We start from the raw sequence: 22452 nt of genomic DNA, 5'->3' as shown, positions 1-22452 counted from the left end.
CTCAGACGCTCCATGTCACCACGCCGCCCGCAGATGAGACCCGCAGCGAAGTCCACGAACTGTACTGCCTCCTCGTCCGCCACCGCCGTGAGATCCATTACGACCGGAATGCCCTCGCGGAAGTACTGCCCCACATGTCGGACGTCGCTGTAGTCGCGGGGGCGCACTGTCTCAAGTATCACGACACCAGTCTTCCTGAGCCGCCGGGAACATCAAGGGCCCATGACGTACACACAGGGAGCGATTCCGCCGAGGAAGCGGTCACAGTCTTGATCAGCATGCCGCAGGCGTGCCAGATCACACGGGAGACAGCGGGGAATCACGGGGACTCAGAGGCAGAGAACGAAGAAGGCCCCTCACCGCGTTCTCGCTGGTGAGGGGCCTCTTTCTGCTGGTGTGGCAGGTGCAGGACTTGAACCTGCGTAGGCTGAGCCGACGGTTTTACAGACCCGCCGCGAAAACGCGCTGAGCTGCATGGATGCCGATCCTTGCAGAGATCTCAACACGTATTCAGCATGACCAAGGTTCAGCGCCTCTATGCGGCGATCGAAATCCTGCGCATCCGATGAGTACGACCCACGTCCGAACGGCCCCCTACGGCCGTCTGAGTGGCCCCGTTTCCGCCGTGATCGCCTAATCCGGCCCCGCTTGCCTGCGCTCGTGCCAGTCGGCCCGACCGTGCCGCCACAACAGCGGAACAGCCCATGCCACCACCGCGCCGTGAGCCGCGACGACCACCGCGAGGACTGGCCCGCCCACCCGGTATCCGCCTTCCCACCCGAGGACCGCCATGGCGACCACCGCGAAGCCGAACGCCACCCAAAGAGCCCACCCCACGCCGTCGAGCGGTAGCCAGCCCAGGCCGACCAGGACCATGAGGAGGCAACCCATGCAGATAGGCCCTGTGTAGGAGGCCAAATCGTCATAGCCGGCGGCGACCCTGAAAGCCCAGGGAAGCCAGATCACCCAGACCGCCCCGATGACCACCGTGAGCGTCAGGCGAGAGAAGCGCGGGCGAGGAGGAACCCCGTAGGGATTCGCGTCGATCTCGGCGAGCTTGGCCGTACGCCACGCACGGAGTCGTTCGATCCAGGGAAGCTTCACCAACTCACGTTAAACGCGTAGCCGCTTCCCGTCACGCCCCCGTTGACAGCGTTGACAGCGTTGACACAGACCCTCATCCGAGCACGTCAAGCGCTTGAACGGCCTGTCCATCGGGGTGTTGACAGGCGTTGACGGCCGTTGACACAAACCGAGAGCCCCGGGTTAATGTCAACGGCCGTCAACACCTGTCAACGCTCCCTTCCGCACTCAGGAATAGGCTCTGACCTGCCTGAAAAGCAGGCTGCGTCAACGCTGTCAACACTGTCAACGGGGTAGCACTCCAAGGTGATGCCCTCCCCAGGGAGCCCAGTCCTCACCGGTAGAGGTGCAGGCACTTGGGTAGCGATCAGCCATACGCCACCAAGCCAGGTCTGCCGCTGACGGTCGGCCTTGCAGCCGCCGCAGATGGCCCAGCGACCGGCTGAGCGCTTGCACCATCGACGGTGATACCGCAGCGCCACCCATCCCAGGGGCGAAGTGCCCCACATGAGACGTCTTACCTGATTCCTGTGTGCGGAGAGGAAGTTAAAGTTACGCTTCATGCCATGAACATCGAGTGGTGCATTGAACGTTTAGAAGCTTACTGTAACGCACTTCTTACGCTTGATAAATTCGCATATGCCAACACCAATCACCAGGCCACCGAGGAAGCAGAGCAGCTCGTTCTCCGTTTATCGCCAACAGCCCATACCATTATGCAGCGCCTGGATCCGGAATTAGTAGCGCGTTACAGCTGGGACAACCGATGGGAAGTAAGGCAACATGCAAATGTTGCACTTGGCATGCTACTGGATCTCCGAGAGGTCGAGGAAAACCTAGGACCCAAAGGTCCGTCAATTCATGCATCGCAACTCCACCCATGGGTATGGGATGCCGCTTCTACGTTTTGGGATGCTGGCCATCATCGAGAAGCGGTAGAGCAGGCAGCAAGAGCGATCAGTGCTCATGCCCAGGCGAAGCTAGGAAGAAAAGACATCTCCGAGGGAAACCTTTTAAAGCAAGGCTTTACGCGAGAAGACCCAAGACCCGGAGCGCCACGCTTTAGATTCCCTGGGGACCGAAATACCGAGACTTGGAGAAGCCGTCAGGAAGGGGCGGTTGCGTTTGCCTCAGGATGCTTCACCGGGATTCGAAACGTCGCCGTTCACCAACACACACTTGATTGGGACGAGCAAGAAGCCTTGGAGTATCTGGCGGCATTCAGCGTGTTAGCGCGATGGATAGATACATGCCAGGTCGAAACTGCTTGACTCCCTGGGCTGGCACGTGAGGCGAGTGATGACGGGCCTCGCTGCCGACCCACTCCTGACGAGGTGGAAACCTCGATCGTACGGTTCGGCTCACCCACCCGGACCGCGGTGAGCGCCAGCGCTTACCGTCGTAGCCTGGAGGGCAATGTTCCTCAGCAAGGGAGCACGATGAGTCAGAGCAACGAGCAGCCCGCTTACCTCCGAATCGCGGATGACCTCCGCGCCCGGATTCAGGCCGGCGACCCGCCGCCGGGCGGCATGCTGGGTTCCGACGCCGTCCTTGTGCGGACGTACGGCGTTGCCCGGGGCACCGTTCGACAGGCAGTCGCCGAACTGGAGCGCCTGGGCCTGGTAGTAAGCGAGATGGGCAGGGGCCGACGCGTCATCGGTGGGGCGTCCGGTGAGCCCTCTTCCCCCTCGACGCGGTACGAGACCATAGCCGCGGCTCTACGTCAGGACATCGCCAGTGGCAAGCTCTCACAGGGCAGTCGGCTCCCCCGAGAGATGACACTGGCTGAGCAACACGGAGTATCCAAGGGAACCGCACGTCAGGCACTCCAGATGCTGGCCGCCGAAGGGCGGATCACAGCGGTTCACGGTAAGGGTTGGTTCGTGGGTGACGTGCAGGGCGCGCTGACCCGGACTGATGAGGTTGCGGAGTCCATCCGGAAAGCGATTCTTGCGGGAGACTTCCCAAGAGAGTCGCGCATTCCCGGAGAATCCGCGCTTGCTGAGCAGTACGGCGTAGCACGAGTTACCGTAAGACGTGCCATAGCCCTGCTGGAATCAGAGGGAATCGTAGAGAGCAAAAGAGGGGTTGGACGAATCGTCACCCGCTCTCCTCAATAAGTGATAGACCGTGAACCGCTCAACGAATAGGCAGGCTCCATTGGACGAGTCACAGGCAACCGCCCTGCCCTTCACCGCCTCCGAAGCACGCGAAACTCTCGATTCAGCATGCCGAAAAATCGGTCTCCACGCAGAAGACGCAGCACTCCTCCGCCTGGGAGAGAACGCCATATTCCAGCTCTCAGCAGAGAAAGTGATCGTCAGAATTGCCCGTAGCGCCGAGGTCCTTCCCGATGCGAGGAAAGAAGTCGCCGTTGCCGAATGGCTGCGCGAGTCAGGTCTACCAGCGGCAGAGCCTGCGGACTACGAGCAGCCCCTGATGATCCGAGGTAGGCCGGTCACTTTCTGGCGCCTGATCGAAAATAACGGCGGTAAGGCAAGCGTGAGAGACCTTGCCCAAATTCTCCGGCGGCTCCACAACCTCCCGGTCCCTCCGGATCTTCCTCTGCCCGAGTTCGACATCTTCGGCCGCGTTTCCGAGCGCATCGCTAAGGCAGAGGCACTCTCGGATCAGGACCATGAGTTCCTTACGGCCCGTCTCATCGAACTGCGCGAGAAGTACGAGAGCCTCCGCTACCCATTGGCTCCGTGCGCGGTGCATGGGGATGCTCATCAGCAGAACCTGATCGTTGCCCTCGACGGCACAGTCTTGCTCATCGACTTCGAGCGGTTCGCCTTCGGTCCGCCAGAAACGGATTTGGCAGTCACCGCGACAGAACGCCTCATCGGCTGGCACACCGCCGAAGAGTATGAGAGCTTCGCCGATACCTACGGCTTCGATGTCATTTCATGGGAAGGATTCCCCGTACTCCGCTCGATCAACGAGCTGAAGATGACCACCTGGCTCATGCAGAACGTAAATGAGAGTGAAAGGGTTGCCCAGGAGTTCAGGATGCGCTTCGCCTCACTTCACGATGATGAGGCACCGCGCTCGTGGACGCCGTTCTAGGCGATCGACGGGTACTTGCCGCTTACCAGTTCCCGAAAGCTCTCGACTTCGCGGTTTCCTTGGTATTCCTTCAGATCGGCGCAGAGATCGGAGACGTACCGGAGATAGCGCATCGACTTGAGAGAACCGGCAAGCTCAACAGCTTCGGTAGCCAGGGCAGCGGCTTGGCACGGCTCCCCCTGGTGGACATACGTAGCCGCCTGCACCAGACGGATGAACGCGAGGGTGCGAGCGTAAACGGGATCGGTGAGTTCGAGGCAGCGACCGACGAATTCTTGCGCGATAAGCGGTTTCCGTAGATCCCGGAAACAGTGGGCTCCCTCTCCTGCTAGTTCAGCGTCATCGAAGTAACTGATCCACTCGGGATCGTCGGCAACGTTCCGGCTCTCGAAGAGCTTTTCAGCCTCGCGAAGCGCCTGGGAGCATGCCGCATCGTCGCCGTTCCCCGCATGGGCTCTCGCTTCCATTGCAAGAAAGCTCGCCATGGTGGTGCCGCTAGCGACCCCTTTCGAGCCCTCCTGCGCTGCTCTGGCAAGCTGTATCGCCTGCTGGAAGTTCCCCAGATAGTTCGCCTGGTGGCTCATGTTGCCGAGTAGCCGCCCCCCGAGCATGCGATCACCCGCGGCCTGGGCGAGGCGGAGCGCCTGGATCATGTAGCGCTGAGCAAGCCCGTGACGTCCCAGGTCGTAAGCCGTCCAGCCGAGAAGTTGAGCAACCTCAGCAGCAGCGGAGAACAGCTCTCGCCCAACGGGTTCGGTGAACTTTCCTTCCAGGAGCGGGCTCACATCGCGGACGTAGTACTGCGCCAGGGCCGCGCGAGCATGACCGCCGCCGAACTGGAAGTCCAGCTTCATGAAGAGCTGAGTGGTCATGCGAACGGCCCGGACATCGGACTCCCCCACATTGACCTGCATGCCGCTCCCCGCCGGCAGCGGTTCGGGTCTCGACAGCAGCCACGTCAGAAGCGGTTGCGTCCACGCAGAGGGCACGACGGCAGCCTCTACGGCAAGCGGATCGTCCACCAGATCCCTGCGGGTGAGCCCGAGCAGCCGGGAACCGACCTCGGGCACGGCGTCGGCGTACTCAAGCCCCCGCTCCAGGGCCGTCGGTGTGAGCACCCCGCCCATGCCGATGTCCTCCAGAGAGAACCTCACACCGGCTTTGCGGCTGAGCGCTTCCGCTATGAACTTCGCTGTCGCAGGCCGTGGCTGGACTCCCTCAAGCCAGCGCTTGACGTCCACGTGCGTACACCGGAGGGTCACACCCTCCTCCTGTGCAACGAGCTGGACCCTTGACGCGAGTCCCTTATTCGAGCAGTCAGCCCGGCGCATGGCTTCGGCCAGCACGAGGTTAGGCATCCGGGACATCCTCACCTCCGATCATGCGGTCAAGGTCAGGATGACCCGCGTCAAGGCCGCTCGACCAGCTCTTCGCCCGAATCCATAGATCTTGTTCGTCCAGCTCAGGGGATAAATCACCCCCGAAAATCACCCCCTGAGCAACTGAGCACCCCCGCGATCACGCTGCCCTCAGCCCCTTGCCCTGCGGTTCTCTGGAGTCAGTCACAGAGACCAAGGCCCCGCACGGCGGAATCCCAAAGAAGCCAAGCCCCAAGCCTTGACTCTCCGCGGCTGTACATGTTCCATATCTCTTAGAACCTGTACAGCAGGTTCCGGCCGAAAGGGCACTGCGATGCTCCCCACCCCGAAGACCCACCGTTTCGTCCCGTTCCTGCTCACGGTCGTGGCGCTGTTCTTCATCGTCCGCGACCCGGCCAAGGCCGCAGACGTCGCGACGGCCGCTTTCAACGGCCTGATGACGGTGGCTGACGCGCTGGTGACCTTCGCCGGCGGTCTCGGCTGACGTTGCGGATCGCGCCCGGCTCATCCGGGCGTGTGTCCGGAGCGTCCGCTCCACGCCATCCACCACGGGGAGCCGTCATGGCCGACAAGTGCGGCACGCAGTTCATCACCGACACCTACGAGACGTTCCGGTGCGAGCGCACCGACGACCTGCACCTGAAGCACCGCGACACCAACGGCACCACCGCGATCCAGGTGCCCGGCGGCGCCCTGATCAGCAACAAGACCCGCAGCTAGACCCACCGCAACGGAGATCAACATGAGCAAGATCCAGACAGTAGAGATCAAGTGCGACGGATGCGGGCAGCCCGGCCGGGTCGCTAAGAGCACGGCGGACGCTGGCGGGAAGGTGACGCACTCCCCTGCTGCGGGCGGGTGCGGTCTGCAGACCTCCATGAAACGCCGGTAACCCACTCCCACCAAGCGATCTGACGTCGCAGGCACCCGCCCAGCCTCACGGGTCGGGCGGGTGCCCGGAGCAGCCAGCTTCGCCAATCACGTCGCAGGGGCGGCCCCCATCGGCCAAGACACGGGCCACCCCTCAACTCCAGCGAAGGAGCACCACCATGACAACCGCCCACACCGGTGATGTACAGGTCCACATCGAGTCCTTCGGCTACCTGCACGGTGAGCCGCCCGCCGCGCATCTGACCATCGACTTGCGCCAGCACTTCAAGGACCCGCACGTCACGCCTGAACTGCGCTACATGACCGCTCACGACGAGCCGGTCCGCACCACGGTGCTGGGCACACCGGGCATCGCGGATCTGCTGGAGGCCACCGCCGCCGCGGTGACCGCGTTTCTCCACGGTCCGAGCGCCGGAACGGTGACCGTGGCCGATGGCTGCGCCGGTGGCCGGCACCGCGCCCCCGTCTTCGCCTACCACCTCGCCGACCGGCTGCGCGAGAGCGGGCTCACCGTCGCCCTGCACCACCGTGACCTGGACAAGCCCGTCGTTCAGCGCTGACGGCCTGCGGATCGGCAGCTTTCAGCCCCGATGGTCGCAAGGCAGGGTTCGACTCCCCGCCGGGGCACTCCGGCCAATCAGCCGGTACCCATCCTCCCGAAAGACACCGAAGGGACCAAGGACATGGACCGCGAGGGACTGTTCCTCCTCGACAGCACCAAGGACATCAAGAACTGGATCACCCAGGCCGCCAAGTCCACCAACGGAACGGCCGACCTCCGCCACGAGGGCATCGACCTCGCCTTAGACGAGCTGAAGCGGCGCGGGGAACTGCGCTGATCCCTGCGAATCATCCTCGGGGCGGCCCCCATCGGCCAAGACACGGGCCGCCCCTCAACTCCCACGAAGGAGCACCACCATCATGACCTGCCTGTCCATCCCGGCCAAGTCCGACTGCTGCACGTCGGACTGCCGCAACGGCCAGATTTGGAACCCTGGCTCCGGCCTCTATCCCTGCCCGATCTGTAAGTCGAAGAAGGCCGCCCGATGAGCGCCCCCGCCGTCCGGCTTCCCGTCGCGCACCCGGCCCTGTCGCTGCTGATGGCCATCACCGATGGCATGCCGCGCCGGCTGGCCGAGGGCGCGCTGTGCGATGCGGACCCCGAGCTGCACACCGGCCCCGACGCCTTCACCGACGAGAGCGCCGACGAACGCGCCGCCCGCGAGCAGGTGGCCCGCGAGGTCTGCGCCGAGTGCCCCGTCCGGGCGTTGTGCCTGGCCCGCGCGCTGGAGGTTCGCCCCGACAGCGGAGTATGGGCCGGCATCCCCGCGTCCGATCTGCTGACCATGCTCGGCTGGGCCGAGCAGCGGACTGAGGTGGCCTAACTCATGAGCCGCTTCCTGTGCCTCGACTGCACGCACGAGCACACCATCGCGACCTCCTGCCCGCGCTGCCGCACGGCGCGCGGCCAAGAGGAGCTGTGCCGCTCCCACGGCGCCCGCCACGTGGCCCGCTGTGGAGCCTGCCGCACCCTGGCCCGTTCCCAGTCCAGCCTCTAGACCAGCAAAGGAACCACAGTCATGACCAGCAAGCGTAAGAACTTGCAGGAATCGGCGCGCAAGGCCAAGTACAGCGCCGCCGAAGCCTCCGCGATCGCCGACAGCGACCCCATCACCGGCGCTCTGCTGTCCATGGATCGCATCACCGCTCAGCGCGTGGCCGAGCAGGATCAGCGCTACGCCGACGCGTGCGTGCGCAAACTCCTGGCGGGTGAGGTGTGACGTCCCGCGCCGTTCAAGCCCTCCAGCAGGACGCGGCCTCCGTCCGTGGTGAGCTGGCGCGGGTGGATGCCAAGTGCGGTCTGCTGGTGTCGCTGGCCGCCGGCGGACTCGCGCTCACCGTCGCCGCCACCCCTGCCCTGACCGGTGCCGCGCACGTTCTGCGTCTGATCGCGGGCGCCCTGTTCGCCATCGCGGCGGCCACTGTGCTGAGCGCAGTCATGCCCCGCATCCCGCGCCGGGGCGGTACCGGGTTCGTCGCTCACGCCCGCGCCGCCTCCCCTGCCGCGCTGCTGGCCGAACTGTCGACCGGCGACGACGGCGAGGCCGCCGGACGGCTGGCCGCCGATGTGTGGCGGCTGTCGCGGCTGGCCCGCGCCAAATACCGCATCATCCGCGTCGCGGTGTGGCTGCTGATCGCCGCAGTTGCCGCCCTGGCCATCGCGCTGCCGCTGGGCCAGCGCTGAGGGGAGCAGACCATGACCCTCTCCACTGCCGACTGTTCGTCACCGCTTGACCTCGAAAGGACCTGATCACCCATGACGAACACGACCCCTACCCCGGAACCCTCCCCGGACGAGGTGGCGCGCGGCCTGGCCGAACTGGAGCGCCACCTGACCGAGCAGGCCCCGCCCACCCCGGCTCACCCGGCTGTGCCACCGGTAGTGGCCGGAGGCGAGACCAAGCGCGTGCGGCGGCTGCGCGCCGAGGTCACCGAAGCACACCACCTCGCCGTCCTCCAGGACGACGACGCACCACTACTGCTGGACACGCCCAAGGTCCGCAAGCGCCGCAAGGCCGCCCGTGAGGCGTCCCGGCTGCACGAGCTGGCCCAAGACCCGGCCATGCGTGCCTGGCAGGCCGCGCGGATGCTACGGCTGCTGGTATGCGTCGCGATGGTCTCGCTGACCCTGGCGCTGGCCTGGTCGACGGCCGGTGTGCAGCACTTCGCCGCCGAGGGCGCCGCCCTGTGGTCGCCGTCGTGGGTGTTCGCCTGGCTGGTCGAGCCGTTCATGAGCATGGCGTTGCTGTTCGTCGTCGGCGCCCGTGCCTACCTCGCCACCCGTGGCCAGCCGATCGTCTCGCGTACCCTGGTGCGGATCGAGGGGGTGTTCCTGGCGCTGACGTTCGGCATGAACGTCTGGCCGTACCTGCCCTGGTCCCTGCCGCAAGGCAAGGCGTTCACGGTCTCCGGGATCGTGCTGCACATCCTCGGCCCGTCCATCGCGGTGGCCATCGTCATCGCTCTGCCCATCGTCCTGGGCGCGTTCGCCGGGCTGGATCACGAGCGCCCTACCGGTGCCCCTACTGGTCCTACGTACTGGGCGAACGCCGCCCCGGGCGGAGCGGACATCGCCGTCCTGGCGGCCCGGGTGCAGGACCTGATCGACGCCGGAGAGTTGCCCGAGGCCCCCAGCGCGACCCGGATTCAGCGGACGCTGCGCTGCGGTATGGACACCGCCCGCGCTGTGCGCGACGCCCTCGTCAAGGAGGCGACGTGACCGGCAACCGCATCACCGACCCCGCTTTAAGCCGTCCCTACGGGACGCGGCCCCACTCCGCCAAGAACGTGGCCGCGCCCCGCAACCCCGCCCGCTCGATCGCACACGAGGTGACCTCATCATGACCGACACCCCGACCGAGACCAACGGGCACCGCCCGAACTGGACTCCCGACCTCACCACGATCCCCGAGCAGGGCGGACCGGCCGACGACGGGCCGCGTGCCGAGGTGGTCTCCCTCGACTCCGCCCGCGACCGCCGCCACCCCTACCCGCCCACCGTCCCCGCCAAGACCAACCCGGCGTCGGACAGCTTCACCGGCGGCTCGGTGCTGGAGGGCGAGGTTATCCGGGTGGATCAGCCCGGTGAGGCTGAGCGCGACTGGCGCGCCGAGCTGGCCGAGAAGTCCCGCACCCGCCGGCCGATCGTGCCGCTGTGGCTGCGCTCCCGGCGCGAAGCGCTGGACACCCTGAAGTGGGCGGGTGAGTACTCCGCCTACGTGGCCGGCTACCAGCTCACGCGGACCCCGCTGTATGCCGGGCGGCTGGCCGCCCGCTCGCCGCGCGGCCTGGTCCGGCTGATCGCCGGGATGGTCAAGTGGACCTTCGATCTGGAGGGCGAGCCGGTCCGGCTGTCCGCCGTGCAGAAGGCCGACCCGGAGGCGTACCTGAAGTTGTCGCGGCAGCGCGATTCCCGGGTGCGGCTGCGCGTGTGGGTCGCCGGGATCGCCCTGGTCACGCTGCTGATCGCGGGCATCCTCGTGGCGACCGCGGCCACCGCCATGCAGTGGTCGGCCCTGGCCGTGGCGCTGGCCGTGCTGGGCGTCATCGGCAAGCCCGCCGACCGGCCGCTGATCGACCGCGCGGTGCTGCCGACCCGGGTGGAGAAGCTCACCAGCGACATCGTGGTCCGTGCGCTGACCGTGCTGGGCGTGTCCGGGCTGAACGCCAAGGCCGACGTCAACTTCGTCGCGCCGATCACCCGCGACGGTCCCGGCTGGCGCGCTGACCTGGACCTGCCCTACGGCGTGACCGTGGCCGATGTCCTCGACAAGCGGCACCGCCTGGCCTCCGGTCTGCGCCGCCCGCTGGGCTGCATCTGGCCCGAAGGGGACCCGGCCATCCACGAGGGACGGCTGATCCTGTGGGTCGGGGACCGGGACCTGTCCAAGCCCCTGATTCCCTTCGCGCTGGCCAAGGCCGCCCGCCACGACGTGTTCAAGGGCATCCCGTTCGGCGCCGACCCGCGCGGACGGACCATCACCGTGCCGCTGATCCAGCACAACGTGTTGATGGGATCGCAGCCCGGCCAGGGCAAGACCGGCGCGGTGCGCGCCCTGGCCTGCGGCGTGGCCCTGGACCCCACGGTGGAGATGTGGGTGCACGAGCTGAAGGGCACCGGCGACCTGGACCCGCTGGAGAAGGTCAGCCACCGGTTCGTCTCCGGCATCCAAGATGAGGCCATCGCTTATGCCGCCGAGTCGTTGTCGCTGCTGTGCAAGGAGGTCATGCGCCGCGCCGAGGCGCTCAAGAAGCTGCCGCCGGACCTGTGCCCGGACAAGCGCGTCACCCGGCAGATCGCCGACATCCGCTCGCTGGGCCTGCACCCTTTGGTGGCCATCTTCGACGAGTGCCAGAACCTGTTCGCCCACGCCGAGTACGGCGAGCAGGCCGGCAAGGACGCCGAGTTCCTCATCAAGCTGGGCCGCGCGCTGGGCGTGGTGCTGATCCTGGCCACCCAGCGCCCGGACAAGCGCAGCCTGCCCACCGGCGTGTCCGCGAACGTGTCCATCCGGTTCTGCCTGCGCGTCGGAGGCCAGGTCGAAAACGACATGATCCTCGGCACGTCGTCGTATCAGAACGGCATCCGCGCCACCACATTCGTGCCCGAGGCCGATGCCGGGATCGGCTACCTGGTCGGCGCCGCCCCAGTGCCCAAGGTCGTCAAGGCTGCCTACCTCAACACCCCGGCCACCCAGCAGATCGCCGACCGGGCGCATGCGCTGCGGACCGGCGCCGGCACCCTGTCCGGGCACGCGATCGGCGAGCAGCCCGAGACCGCGCCGTCCTACGACCTGCTGGCCGACATCGCCGCCGTCCTCGCCCCGAGCGAGGCCAAGGTATGGAACGAGATCGTCGTGGACCGGCTGGCCCAACTGCGCCCGGACGTCTACGCCCCGTGGGCCGAGCAGGAAGGCCCGGCCAAGACCGCTCAGCTCACCAACGCCCTCAAGCCCTACGGCATCAAGACCGGACAGGTGTGGGGCACGCCGGCCGGTGGCGGTAAGGGCGCCAACCGGATCGGCATCGTCCGCGACGACATCATCACCGCCCTCACCGAGCGTGACGGAAAGAAGGGTTCCGGCGCCGTCTCCTGACCCCGGATCCGCCTCTAGGTCTAGAGGTTGCCCCCTCTAGACCTAGAGGCCCGCCTAGAGGCCCGTCCGCTGATCTACCAGCGACCTAGCGCCTAGAGCGCCACCTGCGAAAACCCCGGAAACGGCCCTGGAGGCCACCATGACACCCGCCATCGTCCTACTAGGACTCTGCCTACCCATCGTCACGCTCTGCTACATCATCCGGTGCCTGATCGCCCCGTGGGGGACCTGCCGCCGGTGCGCGCCGGGCGGCAAGAACCGCACCTGCCGCGCCTGCTCCGGTACCGGGATGCGGCCCCGCATCGGCTGGCAGCTCTACGTCCACTTCCGCCGCATCCACCGGGACGGCACCCGATGACCACACTTCACCCCAGCAACCAAGCGCTGTTCTACCTAGGTGCCCACCAACCGCACTGGCTGTGGCGCGTGTCCTTTCCGCTGTTCGTCTCCCACCGCCAGCTCGCGCGCCGCGTCATGCTGCACCCGGCGACCTGCCAGTGGGCGCTGGACTCCGGCGGCTTCACCGAACTCCAGCGCCATGGCCGCTGGACCGTCACTCCTGAGCAGTACGTGAGCGCGGTGCGCCGCTACCGCGACCAGATCGGCCGCCTTGACTGGGTCGCCCCCCAGGACTGGATGTGTGAGCCCGCCATCATCCACGGCGGTTACTGGGGCGGCCAGCACTTCGCCGGCACCGGCCTGAGCGTGGCCGAACACCAGCACCGCACCGTCGCCAACTACCTGCACCTGCGCGAACTGGCCCCCGAGGTGCCGTTCATTCCGGTCCTGCAAGGCTGGCAGTTGGGCGACTACCTCACCTGCGCCGAGCTCTACCAGACGGCAGGGGTGGACCTGGCCGCGCTGCCCCGCGTCGGGCTGGGATCGGTCTGCCGCCGCCAGTCCACCACCGAAATCACCCAGATCGTCACCACTCTGGCCCGTGCTGGGCTGCGCCTGCACGGGTTCGGCGTCAAGACCGGTGGGCTGCACCGCTACGGCCCTCGGTTGGCTTCTGCTGACTCGATGGCGTGGAGCTACTCCGCCCGCCGGCTGCCCGCCCTGCCGGGTTGCACCGGTCACAAGAACTGCGCCAACTGCCTGGTCTACGCCACCCGGTGGCGGGCTCACCTGCTGACTAGCCTTACCCAGCGCGGCCAGCAGGGCGACTTGTTCGACGACCTTGGCAGGGATGCCGCGTGATTGGCCGCACCTACCTGGAGCGCGGCGAGCCTGTGGTCGTGCTCGTGCGCTGGGGACCCGGTGGTGGCCCCCGCAATGTCCTGATCCGCCGCGAAGACGGCTCCCTCGTGGTCCGCCCCTTCCGCGGCCTGCGTCGCCCCAAGCCTGCCGAGACCGGAGGGAAGAGCTCATGAGCGCCCTGCCGCCCCACGACATCGACGCCGAACAGGCCGTGCTGGGCTGCATGCTGCTGTCGGCCGAAGCAGGCACCCGCGCCGCCGCCCTGCTCAGTCCAGGCGCCTTCTTCCGCCCGGCTCATCAGGTCATCTTCGCCGCGATCGTCGCCCAGCAGCATGACGGCCAGGCCGCCGACCCCATCACGGTGGCCGACCACCTGACCCGGGCCGGGGATCTGGCCCGCGTCGGCGGGGGGTCGTACCTGCACGCCCTCATGCAGGCCCCGCCCACCACCGCCAACCTGACCTACTACGTGCGCATCGTCGCCGAGCACGCCCAGCGGCGCGGCCTGATCACCACCGGTGAGCGCATCGCGCAACTCGGCTACACCGGCGAACCTGAGCAGGCCGCCGCGCACGCCGCAAAGCTGGTGACGGGCATCACCGCTCCCGCCCGCTCGTGGGACGCCCCAGTGCCGCTGGGCACCCGCAGCGCGCTGCCTGCCTTTCCCGCGCATGTCTTCCCCGGCTGGCTGGCCGACTTCGTGACCGCGCTGGCCGAGGAGACCCAGACCCCGCACGACCTGGCGGGCTGCATCGCACTGGCGGCCATCTCCACCGCCGCCGGAGGACGCGCCATCGTCTGCGTGCGCGGCACCTGGATCGAGCCGGTCAACATCTACACCGTCGTAGCCATGCCGCCCGGCTCCCGCAAGTCCCCGGTCTTCCGGGCGATCGTCGCGCCACTGCTGGCCGCCGAAAAGGTCCTGCAAGAGCAGATCAAACCGCAGATTATCGAAGCCCGCATCGCCCAGAAGGTCGCCCAGGAAGCCGCTGAGAAAGCCACCGTCAAAGCTGCTACCGCCCGCGGCGATCTGGCCCCCGACGCGCTGGCCGAAGCGCAAAGCGCTGCCCTAGCCGTCGACGGCATCACCGTCCCGGTAACCCCACGGCTGGTCAGCGACGACGCCACCCCCGAGACCGCCACCACCCTGCTCACCGAACAAGGCGGACGCCTGGCCGTGCTGTCAGCCGAAGGCGGCATCTTCGCCACCCTGGCCGGCCGCTACTCCGGCACCCCCAACCTCGACCTGTTCCTCAAAGGCCACGCCGGAGACCTGCTCATCGTCGACCGGCGCGACCGCCGCGAACGCGTCGACCACCCCGCCCTCACCCTCGGCCTGGCCGTCCAACCCGAGATCGTCACCGAGATCGCCAAATCCCCGAGCTTTCGAGGCAAAGGGCTGCTGGGGCGGATCCTGTACAGCCTGCCCGCCTCCAACGTCGGCTACCGCAACATCGACTCACCCGCCATCCCCGACCTGGTCACCGCCACCTACGCCACGAACCTGGAACGGCTGGTGCTGACCATGCACGGGTGGGAGGACCCCGCCCGGCTCGTGCTGTCGCCGGAGGCCACCGAGCTGTTCACCGAGCAGCGCCGCCACACCGAACCCCGGCTCCGCCCCGAGACCGGCGACCTAGGCCACATCGCCGACTGGGCCGCCAAGTTCGACGGCGCCGTTGCCCGCCTGGCCGGACTGCTGCACCTGGCCGGCCACATCGACGACGGCTGGCGACGCCCCATCGACGGACCCACCATGGCCGCCGCGATGGAGCTGGGCGAGTACTTCACCGCCCACGCCCTGGCCGCCTTCGACGCCATGGGCGCCGACCCCGACCAGGAAGCAGCCCGCACCGTCCACGGATGGCTCACCCGCACCCGACCCGAGCACTTCACCCGCCGCGACGCTCACCGAGCGCTGCAACGCCACTTCAAGAAGGCCGCCGACCTAGAACCGGCCTGCGAACTGCTGGAACACCTCGGCTGGATTCACCGAGAACCCGACCCGCCCGGCACACGCGGCAATCCCTCTCCGCGCTATGCCGTCCACCCCGACCTGTGCCAGCCCACCGCCTGACCGCCGAAAAGGAGACACCACCCATGGCCACGGTCAAACCGCGAGGAACGCTCACCCTCGCCGAAATCTGCGAGGAACTCCAGATCTCCCGATCTACCTTCTACGACTGGCGGACCAAGGGCCGTGCCCCGCGCTGCATGAAGCTCCCCAACGGGGATCTCCGTATCCGTCGCGCCGACTTCGAACGCTGGCTCAGCGCCTTGGAGGACGCCGCCTGATGAAGGACATCACCTACGACGTTCGCGTCTACAAGACCGAGGTCTACAAGGGCGCCAAGGTCACGACCTACACCGTCCGGTGGAAGACCGCGAGCAAGCCACGGCGAAAGGCATTCCGGACCAGCGCGCAGGCGGAGTCCTTCCGATCGGATCTAGTGTCCGCAGCCCGCAAGGGGGAAGCGTTCAGCCTGGCGACGGGACTTCCGATTTCGTGGAAGCGGAATGAATCCGCGCTCACCTGGTACAGGTTCGCACTGGCCTATGCGGACGCGAAATGGCCGTATGCGTCGCCGAACCACCGCCGGGGAATCGCGGAGGCCCTGACCGACGCCACGGAAGCCCTGCTCTCGACGAGCACCGGGGCGCCCAAGCGGGAGGAAGTCCGGCAGGTGCTCCGGAGCTGGGCGCTCAGCGCCCGCATCCGTGACAGCGTCGAACCACCGGAGGAGTTACGCTCCGTCGTGCAGTGGCTTGAGCGCAACACAGTCCCCCTCGCGGAGCTGATCGAGGAGGCGCGCGGCCCGGCGCTCGTGCGCGGAATCCTCGACAGGATCAGCAAGACGAAGGAGGGGAAGCCAGCCGCGGCGAACACGGCCAACCGCAAGCGCATGGTCCTCAACAACGCGATGGAGTACGCCTGCGAGATCCGCGCCCTTCCGGCGAACCCTCTCAAGAGTGTGAAGTGGACCAAGCCGAAGACGCTCGCCTCCGTGGACCGGCGCGTCGTGGTGAACGCCGAGCAGGCTCGCCGCCTGCTCATGGCCGTCCGCAGACAGGGGCAGCGCGGGGCGCGCATGGTGGCGTTCTTCGGCTGCATGTACTACGCCGCTCTCCGGCCTGAGGAGGTCGTGGACCTCCGCACGGACCACCTGGTCAACCTCCCGGAGAAGGGATGGGGAGAGATGCTGCTGACCAACGCTGAGCCTCGCTCCGGCACCCAGTGGACCGACAGCGGGAAGTCTCGCCAGCGGCGCCAGCTCAAGCACCGGGCGCAGGGGGACACCCGCCCTGTGCCGATCCATCCCGAGCTGGTGACCCTCCTCCGGAGGCACCTGGAGGAGTTCGGTGCGGCTCCGGACGGGCGGGTGTTCGTCGGCCCACGCGGCGGAGCCATGACGGACCGCGCCTACCTGAAGGTGTTCCACCAGGCGCGTGCGGAGGCGTTCACCGAGCGGGAGGCCGCCTCCCCTCTGGGAAGCGTGCCGTACGCGCTCCGGCACGCCGCCGTGTCCACGTGGCTGAATGCCGGCGTCCCGGCTCCCCAGGTAGCGGAGTGGGCGGGGCACAGCGTGGACGTGCTTCTTCGGGTCTACGCCAAGTGCATCGACGGTCAAGATGCCGACGCCAAGCGCCGAATCCTGGACGCGACAAGACGGCCCGCAGAGACCACTCCGGGCGCCCCAGAAACTTCAGCACGTATTCAGCACGGGCAGCCGTAGGGCACCGACCTCAGCCGGACACAGTCGGACACGAAAGAAAGAGCCCCTGACCGCATATCTGCTGGTCAGGGGCTCTTTTCACTGCTGGTGGCAGGTGCAGGACTTGAACCTGCGTAGGCTGAGCCGACGGTTTTACAGACCGCTCCCTTTGACCACTCGGGCAACCTGCCGCGTCATCCGCTTGAGGCGGCGACAGGAAGAAGAATAGCGGACTTCCGGGCGTGACGTGACATCGGCGGAGACCGCCTGTCGACAGGCTGCCGCACCTGTACTTCTGAGGCTTGTGCCTGCACCTGGCAGGGAGTTGCGGGGGGAGCGGGGAGCTGGGGAGGCTGAAGGCTCCGGAGTGGGTCGCCCGTCACCCGGGTGGAGCGGATGGCTTCCCGGGAGGTGGGTGAGGGTGAGCGTCGCGCCGCACGGGGGACACGGGTCGGCACCGGCTGTAGAGGCTCCATCGACACCGCCATCTGAGCGTTGACGGTCACGTTCATCATGAGCCGATAGGCGAAGCGCTAGGGTCGGCATGAGAGCTAGAAAGGATAGTCGACGCATGGCCGACAGCAGTTTTGACATCGTCAGCAAGATCGACCATCAGGAGGCCGACAACGCGCTGAACCAGACGGTCAAGGAGGTCGGGCAACGATTCGACTTCAAGGGCACCGGCGCGTCCATCGCCTGGTCGGGCGGCCAGAAGGCTGTCGAGATCAAGGCCAACAGCGAGGAGCGCGCCAACGCCGTCCTTGACGTGTTCAAGGACAAACTGATCAGGCGAGGGCTCTCGCTCAAGATTCTGGACGCGGACGAGCCCAAGCTGTCCGGCAAGGAGTACCGCCTGGTGGTCACCCTCAAGGAGGGCATCGACCAGGAGCATGCCAAGAAGATCTCGAAGATCATCCGGGATGAGGGGCCCAAGGGGGTCAAGGCCCAGATCCAGGGTGAGGAGCTGCGGGTGAGCTCCAAGAAGAGGGACGAGCTGCAGGAGGTCATCGCCCTGCTCAAGGGCAAGGACCTGGAGATCGCCCTGCAGTTCACGAACTATCGCTAGAAACGGGCGGCCGAGGCCCTGACCTGCAGCTTCAGGGTCAAGCCCGGCACAAGAGGCACATCCGGGGCACACGGCCGGCGACGCATGTCTCCGCCTGTGCCCCGGCCGCTCCCGGCGGAGCCCGCAGGCGGCGGTCCGGACGACCACGCGGAGCGGGTTCCGTTCCCGAATGCGCTGGCGCCGGGCCATGCGGTTCTCGACCGGCTGAGGCCGGTATGCCGCATCCATCCCGGTGAGGTCATGCACGACGCCCATCCCGTTGAGGCCGATGTGCGGCATCCATCCCGTTGAGGCCATGTGCGGCGCCCGGCCGGCTGAGGCCGGTATGCGGCATCCGTCCCGGTGAGGTCATGCACGACGCCTGCCCCATTGAGGCCGGTGCGCGGCATCCGTCCCCGGTGAGGTCGGCGTACGGAGGTGAGGTCGGCGTACGGAAAAGTGCGCGGCAGTCCGGCCCCTCTCCCAGCGGGTGGACAGCGGCAGGGCGCAACGGGCGGCGGGGCACCGGGCACAGCCGGGTACGGCGGCGCCTGGCGGTGCGGCTCTCAACGGCCCAGTACCGTGATCACCGACATTCCGCACATCACGATGGCGGTGGCCGGCTCATGGGCATCGGTGATCAGACGTGGCTCCCCGTGACGGCGGACGGGAGCACACCATGGGGAACGTGTCTGATTCGTGACGCAACCTTTCGCACCTGAGCCGCATCTACCGAGGTGACGAAAGGAACGCCGATGAGACCCTCACGTGGATTCGCCGTCCTGGCGATCGCGGCAGCGGCCGCCGCGATGATCACAACTCCGGCGGATGCGAGGACGGGAGCCGCATCCGACGATTCGGTCCGATATGCCTGGATCAAGGCCTGCCCCAAGCCCAAGAAGGACTACAAGATCCCCTGTGGCAACTGGACGCTGGCCATGCGCAGCGGGAAGACCATCAAGCTGACCGACGCGCGGGTCAACCCCAAGCAGGCCGGCGGCAAGGTGGACAAGGAGTCCAGCGCCCTGTTCGCGGTCAGCGGTGACGGCCGGTCCGTGAACTACATCAAGGGCGACAAGCTCGTCGTCCGCGATGTGAACAGCGGAAAGGTCCGTCCGCTCCCCGGCCGGGCGGCCAAGCTGCCCAAGGGCATCGGCCAGGGTGAAGTGGACACCACGCTCTCCCCCGACGGCTCGATCGCCGTGGTCGACTATTTCGACGACGCCGAGAAGCTGCCCAGCCTGGTCGCCAACCTGAAGACCGGCAAGGTGGTCGAGCTGCCGTCGAAGAACAGCGTGATGAGCTTCAGCCCCGACGGGCAGCACCTGCTGACCGGCCGGTTCACCGATGACAACATCACCGAGTTCGCGGTCTTCGACGCCGAGGGGCGTGAGACCTCAAGCCAGGTCGTCCCCCAGATCGTGTCCAACAACGCGCCGATCGCGCTGGCCGATGACGGGACCACCGTCACGCTGATCATCACCGGCGGTTCGGGCAAGGTGCGGCTGCGCACCTACGACCTGGCCTCGGACACCGTCTCCGACCCGGTCCCGCTGGGCACGCCCAAGGGCGAGAGCGCGCAGCGCCTCTACTGGGACGCGGCCGGCACCCTGACGCTCTGGACCAGCACCGGCGACGAGGAGGGCACCGTCGTCTCCGCGGTGAAGCGGACGGTGAACGCCGAGACCGGGGCCACGCGCAAGCTCGACTCCTTCAGGGTCAGGAGCGACCCGTGGACCTGGTGGCTACCCGGCGAATGAATAAGGAACTATCTTCCCCTTATGGGGAAAATTCATGACAAAATTAACGATCGGCTGCGCGCGTTCATCGGAGCGCAGCCGGTCTATTTTGTAGCGACCGCTCCCGAGCAGGGCGGACACGTCAACGTCTCCCCCAAGGGATACGCCGACACCTTCGCCGTCCTCGACGACACCACGGTGGCCTATCTGGACCTGGACGGCAGTGGCGTGGAGACCATCGCCCACCTCCGCCAGAACGGCCGCGTCACGGTCATGTTCTGCGCCTTCTCGGGTCCCCCCAACATCCTCCGCCTGTACGGCACCGGCCGGGTCGTCGTTCCGGAAGACCCTGACTTCCCCGAACTGATCAAGAGCTTCGGCCCGCACCCCGGCGTCCGGTCGATCATCGTCGTCGACTGCGACCGCATCTCCGACTCCTGCGGCTTCTCGGTGCCGTTCATGTCCTTCGAGAAGGACCGCACCCTGCTGGACGAGTGGGCGGAGCGCAAGGAGGTCCAGCAGAAGCGCGCCTACCGCGCGAAGAACAACCGCGAGAGCATCGACGGCATCCCCGGCCTGTCTCCGGAGGAGACCGATCCGGTCGTCCAGCATTCCTGAAACCCGCCGGCTCCCTCGCGCCCGCGGCGGGCGAGAGGGGCCTGCCTGCCTCGCTCCCCGCTCCTCCCACCCACCCCGTCGGCGGCCTCACAGCGCTCACCCTCCGGCCGCGATCTCGGGCTACTCACCCCCCGTACGCGATCCCGTGACACTGGCGGGCCGCATCGGTGGCAGGCCCGTCGCGGCGCCTGCAGTGGCCGGTAAGTGGCGCGTACAGTGGCCGGTAATGATGTCCCCCTGTCGATGAGCTCAGGGGGCCTCGATGAGCCTGCTCCGCCGACCGGCCGTTCTCGTCGCCGTGCTGGCCGTACTCACCGTGGTCATGAGGGCCGAGGCCCCTGCGCGGGCGAGGGCGGAGCCGGAGGCGGGAGGGGCCTCGGTCCGCTATGCGGGGCTGGCCGGCTGCGTCTGCGCCCCCTGGACGCTCTGGACCTGGAGCGGCCAGGTGATCAAACTCGCCGACGCCCGGGTGTTCGCGTCGAAGGCGGGTAAACAGCGGGCGCCGCTGGCCCTGTCACCAGACGGGGAATATGTCGCTTATTTCCGGCGCGGAGACCGGGCGCTCGTCATCCGGAACATGTCCACCGGCCAGGTGCGCGAGGTCCCCGGGATGCAGTGGTCGCGCAAGCTGCGCTCCACGCGGATCGACCTCGCCCCGGCCGGACGTTACGTCGTACTGGGCAGCGGACGCGACGACAGGGTGCTCGACGCCTACAGCGGGGAGAGCTCGGTGGTGCCGCCGGGACTGCGGCCGTGGAGCTTCAGCTCCGACGCCGGACTCATGCTCGCCGTGGACGACGAGTTCAGGGCGGGGATCTACGCGACCTCCACCCTGGCCGAGAGGGGACGTGTCCCCGTGGGGGGCGCGCTCAGCCCGGACGGCGCGACCGTCGCCCACTTCACCGACGACGACTCGGCCATCAGCCTGTGGGACGTGGCCGCGGGCCGGGCCGACGGGCAGCCGATCGCCCTGCCCGCCGGGCAGATCCCCACCCGGCTCCGCTGGGGCGGCTCCGGCCACCTCGACCTGCAGACGGTCGCCCGCAGGGGCGAGAAGAGGAGCGAAACCGTCTATACCTGGCATCGGGTGGACCAGGGAACGGGGCACCTCCAGGTGGTGGACACCTTCGCCGTGCCCGACTCGGTCCACAACCCGATCGTCGCCGGGCTCAGCCCGTGATCGGCGTCAACGGCGGTAACCGGCCATCCGCTCCAGCCGGGCGACGCGCTCGGCGGTGGACGGGTGGGTGGAGAACAACCGGCCCAGTCCGGCACCCCGGAAAGGGTTGGCGATCATGAGGTGAGAGGCGGAGGCTATCCGGCCGTTCTCCGGGAGCGGCAGCTGCCGGGTGCCCATCTCGATCTTCCTCAGCGCCGAGGCGAGGGCCAGCGGGTCACCGGTCAACCGGGCGCCGGACTCGTCGGCCTGATATTCGCGGGACCGGGAGATGGCCATCTGGATCATCCCGGCGGCGACCGGACCGAGCACCATCATGAGCAGGGCGCCGATGAAACCGGGGCCCTCGTCGTCGTCTCCGCCGCCGAAGAACAGGCCGACGTAGCCCAGATAAGTGATCATGGTTGCCAGCGCGCCGGCCACGGAGGAGACCAGGATGTCCCGGTTGTAGACGTGGGACAGCTCGTGCCCTATGACACCTCGCAGCTCGCGCTCGTCGAGAAGCTGGGTGATGCCGTAGGTCACGCACACCGCGGCGTTGCGAGGGTTGCGGCCGGTCGCGAAGGCGTTGGGCTGCATCGTCGGCGAGACGTACAGCCTGGGCATGGGCTGGCGGGCCTCGGTGGACAGCTCGCGCACGATCCGATAGAGGGTCGGCTGCTCGACCTCGCCCACCGGCCGGGCGCGCATGGCGGACAGGGCGATCCGGTCGGAGAAGAAATAGGCGACGCCGTTGGTCACCAGTGCGATCAGAACCGCGATCTGCACGCCGACGCCGCCCCCCAGCCACGCCCCCACCGCGATGATCACCGCGGACAGTGCGCCGAGAAGGACCGCGGTACGCAGACCGTTGTGGTGCACTGCACCCCCCTTTCGGTTGA

The 22452-nt window shown here is 67.3% G+C and carries 26 protein-coding genes and 1 tRNA gene; 22 read left to right on the top strand and 5 right to left on the bottom strand.

Annotated elements, in window-relative coordinates; translation table 11 throughout:
* Together sepF and ACWDS7_RS11455 are read right to left on the bottom strand one after the other, a co-directional pair.
* On the bottom strand, nt 1–182 hold a 182-nt coding region (gene sepF / locus ACWDS7_RS11460), incomplete at its 3' end, for a cell division protein SepF (RefSeq protein ID WP_451929186.1).
* Between the two features lie 451 nt (nt 183–633).
* A complete protein-coding gene (locus tag ACWDS7_RS11455) occupies nt 634–1104 on the bottom strand; it encodes a hypothetical protein (protein ID WP_451929185.1) in 471 nt (156 codons plus the stop codon).
* A 545-nt stretch (nt 1105–1649) separates the two neighbouring features.
* On the opposite strand from ACWDS7_RS11455, the gene ACWDS7_RS11450 reads away from it, so the two are divergent.
* From ACWDS7_RS11450 to ACWDS7_RS11440, 3 genes are all read left to right on the top strand, one after another.
* On the top strand, nt 1650–2354 hold the full coding sequence (locus tag ACWDS7_RS11450; RefSeq protein WP_451929184.1) for a TIGR02391 family protein: 705 nt from the start codon (nt 1650–1652) through the stop codon (nt 2352–2354).
* 168 nt (nt 2355–2522) lie between these two features.
* Nucleotides 2523–3203 (top strand): GntR family transcriptional regulator, encoded by a 681-nt coding sequence (locus tag ACWDS7_RS11445; protein WP_451929183.1) that lies wholly within the window; start codon nt 2523–2525, stop codon nt 3201–3203.
* 40 nt (nt 3204–3243) lie between these two features.
* Nucleotides 3244–4152 carry a phosphotransferase gene (locus ACWDS7_RS11440; protein WP_451929182.1) on the top strand — a complete coding sequence of 303 codons (909 nt, stop codon included), beginning with the start codon at nt 3244–3246 and terminating at the stop codon, nt 4150–4152.
* On the opposite strand, the gene ACWDS7_RS11435 is transcribed toward ACWDS7_RS11440, so the two are convergent.
* Entirely contained in the window at nt 4149–5510 is a 1362-nt protein-coding gene (locus ACWDS7_RS11435) for a hypothetical protein (protein WP_451929181.1), read from the bottom strand. The two genes, ACWDS7_RS11440 and ACWDS7_RS11435, sit on opposite strands and share 4 nt — an antisense overlap.
* 334 nt (nt 5511–5844) lie before the next feature.
* On the opposite strand from ACWDS7_RS11435, the gene ACWDS7_RS11430 reads away from it, so the two are divergent.
* The 15 genes from ACWDS7_RS11430 (at nt 5845) to ACWDS7_RS11360 (ending at nt 17013) form a co-directional block, all read left to right on the top strand.
* Nucleotides 5845–6015, top strand: coding sequence for a hypothetical protein (locus ACWDS7_RS11430; protein ID WP_451929180.1), 171 nt, complete (start codon nt 5845–5847; stop codon nt 6013–6015).
* Between the two features lie 77 nt (nt 6016–6092).
* A complete protein-coding gene (locus ACWDS7_RS11425; RefSeq protein ID WP_451929179.1) occupies nt 6093–6251 on the top strand; it encodes a hypothetical protein in 159 nt (52 codons plus the stop codon).
* Between the two features lie 329 nt (nt 6252–6580).
* Complete coding sequence (locus ACWDS7_RS11420) at nt 6581–6982, top strand: RapZ C-terminal domain-containing protein (RefSeq protein ID WP_451929178.1); 402 nt, start codon at nt 6581–6583, stop codon at nt 6980–6982.
* A 123-nt stretch (nt 6983–7105) separates the two neighbouring features.
* Nucleotides 7106–7261 (top strand): hypothetical protein, encoded by a 156-nt coding sequence (locus ACWDS7_RS11415; protein ID WP_362790064.1) that lies wholly within the window; start codon nt 7106–7108, stop codon nt 7259–7261.
* Nucleotides 7262–7468: 207 nt separating this feature from the next.
* On the top strand, nt 7469–7807 hold the full coding sequence (locus ACWDS7_RS11410; protein WP_451929177.1) for a WhiB family transcriptional regulator: 339 nt from the start codon (nt 7469–7471) through the stop codon (nt 7805–7807).
* A gap of 3 nt (nt 7808–7810) precedes the next feature.
* Nucleotides 7811–7981 (top strand): hypothetical protein, encoded by a 171-nt coding sequence (locus tag ACWDS7_RS11405; protein WP_451929176.1) that lies wholly within the window; start codon nt 7811–7813, stop codon nt 7979–7981.
* Between the two features lie 21 nt (nt 7982–8002).
* Nucleotides 8003–8203: a hypothetical protein gene (locus ACWDS7_RS11400; RefSeq protein ID WP_451929175.1), complete on the top strand. Its 201-nt coding sequence runs from the start codon at nt 8003–8005 to the stop codon at nt 8201–8203.
* On the top strand, nt 8200–8667 hold the full coding sequence (locus ACWDS7_RS11395; protein ID WP_451929174.1) for a Pycsar system effector family protein: 468 nt from the start codon (nt 8200–8202) through the stop codon (nt 8665–8667). The genes ACWDS7_RS11400 and ACWDS7_RS11395 overlap by 4 nt, the downstream gene beginning before the upstream one ends.
* Before the next feature lie 72 nt (nt 8668–8739).
* Nucleotides 8740–9702 carry a hypothetical protein gene (locus ACWDS7_RS11390; RefSeq protein ID WP_451929173.1) on the top strand — a complete coding sequence of 321 codons (963 nt, stop codon included), beginning with the start codon at nt 8740–8742 and terminating at the stop codon, nt 9700–9702.
* A 121-nt stretch (nt 9703–9823) separates the two neighbouring features.
* Nucleotides 9824–12079, top strand: coding sequence for a cell division protein FtsK (locus ACWDS7_RS11385; protein WP_451929172.1), 2256 nt, complete (start codon nt 9824–9826; stop codon nt 12077–12079).
* A gap of 139 nt (nt 12080–12218) precedes the next feature.
* Entirely contained in the window at nt 12219–12437 is a 219-nt protein-coding gene (locus ACWDS7_RS11380; protein WP_451929171.1) for a hypothetical protein, read from the top strand.
* Nucleotides 12434–13279: a deazapurine DNA modification protein DpdA family protein gene (locus ACWDS7_RS11375; protein ID WP_451929170.1), complete on the top strand. Its 846-nt coding sequence runs from the start codon at nt 12434–12436 to the stop codon at nt 13277–13279. Before ACWDS7_RS11380 ends, ACWDS7_RS11375 begins: the two co-directional genes overlap by 4 nt.
* A gap of 169 nt (nt 13280–13448) precedes the next feature.
* Nucleotides 13449–15356, top strand: coding sequence for a DUF3987 domain-containing protein (locus ACWDS7_RS11370; protein WP_451929169.1), 1908 nt, complete (start codon nt 13449–13451; stop codon nt 15354–15356).
* A gap of 23 nt (nt 15357–15379) precedes the next feature.
* Entirely contained in the window at nt 15380–15574 is a 195-nt protein-coding gene (locus ACWDS7_RS11365; protein WP_451929168.1) for a helix-turn-helix transcriptional regulator, read from the top strand.
* Complete coding sequence (locus ACWDS7_RS11360) at nt 15574–17013, top strand: tyrosine-type recombinase/integrase (protein ID WP_451929167.1); 1440 nt, start codon at nt 15574–15576, stop codon at nt 17011–17013. Before ACWDS7_RS11365 ends, ACWDS7_RS11360 begins: the two co-directional genes overlap by 1 nt.
* Before the next feature lie 85 nt (nt 17014–17098).
* On the opposite strand, the gene ACWDS7_RS11355 is transcribed toward ACWDS7_RS11360, so the two are convergent.
* Nucleotides 17099–17183, bottom strand: a tRNA-Tyr gene (locus ACWDS7_RS11355).
* A 380-nt stretch (nt 17184–17563) separates the two neighbouring features.
* Here ACWDS7_RS11355 and ACWDS7_RS11350 point away from each other — a divergent pair.
* The 4 genes from ACWDS7_RS11350 (at nt 17564) to ACWDS7_RS11335 (ending at nt 21574) form a co-directional block, all read left to right on the top strand.
* The gene (locus tag ACWDS7_RS11350) at nt 17564–18058 is read left to right on the top strand and encodes a YajQ family cyclic di-GMP-binding protein (protein WP_306860203.1); all 495 of its coding nucleotides are present in this window, start codon (nt 17564–17566) and stop codon (nt 18056–18058) included.
* Nucleotides 18059–18792: 734 nt separating this feature from the next.
* Nucleotides 18793–19797: a hypothetical protein gene (locus tag ACWDS7_RS11345; protein ID WP_451929166.1), complete on the top strand. Its 1005-nt coding sequence runs from the start codon at nt 18793–18795 to the stop codon at nt 19795–19797.
* A 21-nt stretch (nt 19798–19818) separates the two neighbouring features.
* Nucleotides 19819–20394: a pyridoxamine 5'-phosphate oxidase family protein gene (locus ACWDS7_RS11340; RefSeq protein WP_306860207.1), complete on the top strand. Its 576-nt coding sequence runs from the start codon at nt 19819–19821 to the stop codon at nt 20392–20394.
* Between the two features lie 262 nt (nt 20395–20656).
* Entirely contained in the window at nt 20657–21574 is a 918-nt protein-coding gene (locus tag ACWDS7_RS11335) for a hypothetical protein (protein ID WP_451929165.1), read from the top strand.
* Between the two features lie 6 nt (nt 21575–21580).
* On the opposite strand, the gene htpX is transcribed toward ACWDS7_RS11335, so the two are convergent.
* Nucleotides 21581–22432 (bottom strand): zinc metalloprotease HtpX, encoded by an 852-nt coding sequence (htpX, locus tag ACWDS7_RS11330; RefSeq protein WP_451929164.1) that lies wholly within the window; start codon nt 22430–22432, stop codon nt 21581–21583.
* Between the last annotated feature and the right edge of the window lie 20 nt (nt 22433–22452).

It is taken from the genome of Streptosporangium sp. NPDC003464 (assembly GCF_053588315.1).
This window is presented reverse-complemented; position numbering and strand designations above follow the sequence as displayed.